A 5,141-nucleotide genomic window follows, 5' to 3' on the forward strand; every position below is an offset into this window, starting at 1 on the left:
CATCCACGCCTGCGCCGTGGCGAACTTCCAGATCGGCCAGACCCCCGAGCTGATCGAGACCGCGTCCAAGAACTACCTGAATTTGGACAAAGAGGAGATGACCCGCCAGGTCACCGAGGTCATGCTGGGCAAGATGCGCGAGGTCATCGGCCAGATGGACCTCAAGGAGCTCATGCGCGACCGTGAGAGCTTCAACGCGAAGGTCTTCGGCGGCTCCAAGGATGACCTCGCCAACCTCGGCCTCGAGCTGCGCACCTTCAATGTGCAGGACTTCTCCGACTCCCAGGGCATCATCCGCTCCATGGGCGCCGATCAAGCGGCCGAGATTAAAAAGGAAGCCGAGCTGGCGCAGATCAAGGCGGCCGAGGAGGTCGCCATCCGCCAGAACCAGCTCGACTTGAAGCAGGCCGACCTCAAGAAGCAGGCCGACAAGGCGAAGGCCGAGGCCGATATGGTGAAGGCCACCGTGACGGCCGAGAAGCAGCGCGAGCTCTACATCGCCCAGCAGGAGGCCGAGATCGCCGCGGAGACCAAGAAGGTCGAGCTCGCCGAGCGCCAGGCGGACGTGAGGGAGCGCGAGCTGAACGCGACCGTGAAGAAGCAGGCCGAGGCCGACCGCTACGCCGCAGAGCAGGCGGCCGAAGCCGACCTCTACAAGCGCACGAAGCAGGCCGAGGCCGCCCGCATCGAGCGTCAGAACCAATCCGACGCCGAGCTGTATTCCGCCCAGAAGGACGCCGAGGGCATCCAGGCCCGCGCGAAGGCCGAGGCCGAGGCCACGCGCTTGAAGGGCGAGTCCGAGGGTGTGGCCGAGAAGGCCCACGGCGAGGGCGTCGCGGCGGGAATCAAGGCCCAGGCCGAGGCGTACAACGGCATGGATAACCCCTACCTGCTCGCCAACCGCTACATCGACATCATGCCCAAGGTAGCCGAGCAGGTTGCGAAGCCCCTCACTGCCGTCGATTCCATCAAGATGTACGGATCGGGCAACGCGCAAAAACTCGTAAAGGAGACCACATCGATTGTCGACCAGGTCGCATCCGGCCTGAAGGACAGCACGGGAATCGACCTGCCGTCCCTGCTGAACGGTCTGATCTCGAACCCCGATATCGATGCCGACTCCGCCGAGAACTCGGTGGAGTGATGGTCGTCCTGCTGATCGCCTCGGCCTTGCTGCTCGATTTCTTCGGCTGCATGATGCCCCTGGCATTGGTCGAGGACACCAAGGCATTTAAGGTCGGCGTGTTCCTGATTTGGGCGGCGCTGGTGGCGGATTCCGTCCTGATGGGCTTGTTCTATCCGAGGGAGCTGGCGGGGGTGAATCCCCTGTTGGCGGCAGGTCTCGAATCGATATGCCTCATCTGTGCCATGTATCCCCTGCATGGGTTCGCATCGAACTTGGCCCCCTGTGGCATCCGGGTCGATACCGCCGCGGCCCTCGTCTTCATAGACTTCCTCGTGACCGCTGTGGGATATGTCTCCCTGCTCTTGGGCACGATCTGGCTTATATTCTTCTAGGCTCGCAGGCATATGGACCTGTCGACCATCAAGCCGGTGCCCTTCCGGCCCCGCAAGCCGGAGGGTTCCGAGGAGTAGTACCGGGGCGGGCCGCCCGCACGTCGCGCAGACCGTTGGGCGGCTTTTTACATCGAAGGGGAGTGTGCCCCATGGAGGGGAAACGAAACCGCGGCGAGGTGACCGCCGAGCTTTCCGAGAAGGTATGGGCGAGGCTGTGCCGCGAGAACGCCCTGGTCGCGAGCGAGGTCTGGGTCGATGACGCCCGCCGGGTCGATTTCGTGGCCTACAGGCCGCATCGTCCGCGCGACCGATCGTCGAACCATGCGACCGCCGCCGAGCTCGAGTCCGGCACCTTCACGTTCGTCGAGGTCAAGTCGTGTATGGACGATTTCACGAGCGGCCACGGCAGGACGTTCGAGGGCGATGAGAACTGGCTGGTGTGCCCGCTCGAGCTCGCCGACTCGCTGGCTTCCAAAGGGATGCTGCCCAAGGGGGCGGCCGTGTACTCGCCCGACGCCCGCGGTGCCCTGCGGAAGCGCTACGACACTTCCGAATTCCGGCAGGTGCGCGTCGCCCCGGCAATCGAGCTGATATGGGCGATGCTGAGGCGGAAGAGCTCATGCGAGACCGGCGCCGGTTTTCCCGTATAGATCACCGGCACACCTGTCCGGATGCATATCCGCACATCGGCATACATACGCCGAGGCACATACGCGCACACGCATATATACACACCAGCACCATTGCACATATGCGTGCACGCATAAAGACATAGACGCACAGATGAACAGGCCGCGACCCCTTACGAGATCGCGGCCTGTTCTCGGACCGAAGTCCCACCCATGAAAGAAATCCGCGATGCCCGCATGGGAAAGACAAGCCGTTCGGCTGCGCGGGACCCACATCATTCTGAGGCTATCGTACCCGTTTGCGCATCGGGGTATACGGGCGCGCGGGGAAATGCGCGGAAGCATATCCGCCCCGCCTTCCAAAACTTCCTATAGTTTCTGCGAAACCCCCGTTCAGCGTATATTTTTTCGCTTGCGCGGGTATCAATTCCTCGTTACTGGTCGAACGGATGACGGGATATGGAAATGGCAGACGGTGACCGCTTTACACCGGAACAGGCCGAGGCGCTGAGCGCGCTGAGGGACGGGAGGAACGTGTTTCTCTCGGGCAACGCCGGCACGGGTAAGAGCTACGTGCTCAACGCCTTCATATCGGACCTGAAGGCGCGTAATGTCGATTTCCTCGCCCTGGCGCCCACCGGCATCGCCGCGCTGAACCTCACGGACGGCTCGACGATCCACCGCACGCTGAAAATCGCGCCGGGGGTCTGCGCCCCCGATGGCCCCAAGGGGTCCCGCAAGGTGCTCGACGCCGCGAAGGTAATCATCATCGACGAGATCTCGATGTGCCGCATCGACCTGTTCGACCACGTGATGGGGATGATCTCCCAGTCCATGACGCGCAACGGCGCGAAGCAGGTGGTCCTCGTCGGCGACTTCTTCCAGCTGCCGCCGGTCGTGACCGACCGCGACTCCGCGCTGCTGATGAAGTTCTATCCCGGAAACCTCCAGGGCTGGTGCTTCAAGTCGAGGTACTGGACCGGCTTCGATTTCGAGCCTCACGTCCTCAAGACGGTCGTGCGCCAATCCGACCCCGATTTCATCGACAACCTGAACCGCGCCCGCGTCGGCGACGCGTCGTGCCTCGATTACTTCAACGCGCACTCGAAGAGCTCCCGTGCCTACCTGCCGAAGGACACGCTGGTGCTGTGCGCCAACAACCGCATCGCCGATTCGATCAACCGCGAGAACGTCGACGCGCTCGACGCCCCGAAGGTCGAGTTCGCGGCCGCCGCGACAGGCACGGTGTCAAACGGCGACAAGATGGCGCCGGAGAGGATCGTCCTGTGCCGCGGCGCCCGCGTGATGTCGCTCGTGAACAGCCCTCAGGAGGGTTACGTCAACGGCACGCAGGGCACCGTCACCGACGCGTCCGCGGACGCCGTGACGGTCAAGTTCGACGGCGCGGACGAGAAGGTCAGCATCGAGCGGCATAGATGGGAGATCAACAAGTCCGAGGCCGTCGTCGAGATGGACGAGGAGGGCAGGCCCGTCAACAGGGTCAAGACCGCCGTCGTGGGTGCCTATACCCAGATCCCGCTCAAGCTCGCCTACGCCATCACCATCCACAAGTCGCAGGGTCTGACGTTCGATGCCTGCTGCGTCCACACGAAGGTCTTCGCCGAGGGCCAGCTGTACGTCGGCCTGTCCCGCGTGCGCTCCGCCGCCGGCCTCACCGTGTTCCCCAAGATCGAGCCGAACCGCCTGATCGCCAGCCGCGAGGTCGTGGAGTTCTACGATTCCCTCGAGCACAGGATGGAGGAGCCGGTCCAAATCGAGTGCCCGCGCCGCTACGAGTCGCGGGTCCGCGCCTACATCCGAGACCTCATGGACGGCAGGGGCCCCGACGCCCCCACGCCTCTCGCCCTGGAAGGCGCCCTGGAGAACAGCAAGGGAGGTACCCCGGAACCGGGGACCGAAAGACCGGCTAGAACCCTCGAGGAGAAGATCCGGGCGGATATCGTGACTCGAGCCACCTTCGCCCTCAAGGATGCGCTCTCCGGCGCGATGTCCAAGGACCATCTGGATGCCAAGATGCTCCTTGCCGGGTACGTACTCGATTGGGACTACGACCCACATGAGCTCTATGTCGTCCGCAAGGAGGGCGGTTATCGCGTCAGCGCATCGGAACTGGGCATCCGGCGCTCCGAGGTCGAGGCGAGGATCGCGAAAAACTCCGGCTTCGACTTGGGCTCCGCTCGTCGTCAGCCGAGCCCGTCCGGCTCCCGTCCTGGGAAGCGGAAGGGAGTGGCGAAAGGGTCCACCGCCGCCGGTCGAAAGACCCGCAAGGCGAATTGGCGGCAGGGATAGCGGAAATAGGGAGGCCGGGAGATTCGGCCTCCCTATTTCATTTTCGCGGGCGGATCGCTATCGTCTCCCGGTGAGCTCCCAGTCCCAGATATACTCCTCGACCTGCTCGGCGAGATGGAGCGGGGCGGGAAGGTTCACCCTCATATCGTTCTTGTAGAGCTGCACCATGCAGCCGCGCAGGGCCTCGGCGTATTTGACGCTGGCAAGCGCCTCGGCCTCGCCACCGGGCGACAGAAGGCAGTACTCGTTGATCGTCTTCTCGCAGAACGCCGCGGTGGGCGAATCGTACTTCGATCCGCGTGCGGACCATTTGTACTGGGCGTCGCCCGGTCGCGGGGCCAACGCGAGGAAGTAGCCGTCCATCTTGAAGAGTCCCTGCTTGTCGCGCCTGTTCGGCACGGTGCCGTCATCTGCGCCGCCCGCGGCCACCTCGTCCGTGAACCAGTCGGGGACCTCGCCGTTGAGACCGGAGCGTATACGCAGGATGCGCAGCTTGCTGCCCGCGAGGTCAAGCGGCTCCTCATAACCGGTCGGTCCGTAGCTCAAGGGTCCCGACTCGAGGCCGGAGTCGCTGATGCCGGGCCACCAGTCTCTCTGGCGGATGCGGCCGTAGGAGTTGACGAGGAGGAGTTCCGGCCTGTCGCCGGTGGCGCGGACTATGCCGTGGAGCATCCTCTTCAGGGC

General features: G+C 63.9%; 5 protein-coding genes. 4 read left to right on the forward strand and 1 reads right to left on the reverse strand.

The genetic code is table 11. The features are described from left to right. From ACMO6A_RS11640 to ACMO6A_RS11655, 4 genes are all read left to right on the forward strand, one after another. Positions 1-1,144 (forward strand): SPFH domain-containing protein (locus tag ACMO6A_RS11640; RefSeq protein WP_418471301.1); only part of this gene is annotated, 1,144 nt, incomplete at its 5' end. After that, a complete protein-coding gene (locus ACMO6A_RS11645) occupies positions 1,144-1,518 on the forward strand; it encodes a hypothetical protein (RefSeq protein WP_418471302.1) in 375 nt (124 codons plus the stop codon). The genes ACMO6A_RS11640 and ACMO6A_RS11645, both read left to right, overlap by 1 nt. A gap of 149 nt (positions 1,519-1,667) precedes the next feature. After that, positions 1,668-2,168 carry a hypothetical protein gene (locus tag ACMO6A_RS11650; protein ID WP_015539397.1) on the forward strand — a complete coding sequence of 167 codons (501 nt, stop codon included), beginning with the start codon at positions 1,668-1,670 and terminating at the stop codon, positions 2,166-2,168. 444 nt (positions 2,169-2,612) lie between these two features. Further along, on the forward strand, positions 2,613-4,457 hold the full coding sequence (locus ACMO6A_RS11655) for an ATP-dependent DNA helicase (protein WP_418471303.1): 1,845 nt from the start codon (positions 2,613-2,615) through the stop codon (positions 4,455-4,457). A gap of 57 nt (positions 4,458-4,514) precedes the next feature. Here ACMO6A_RS11655 and ACMO6A_RS11660 read toward each other — a convergent pair. After that, the coding region (locus ACMO6A_RS11660; protein WP_418471304.1) for an RNaseH domain-containing protein at positions 4,515-5,141 on the reverse strand (627 nt) is incomplete at its 5' end.

This window comes from Eggerthella sp., assembly GCF_048329335.1.
GTDB lineage: Bacteria > Actinomycetota > Coriobacteriia > Coriobacteriales > Eggerthellaceae > Eggerthella > Eggerthella lenta.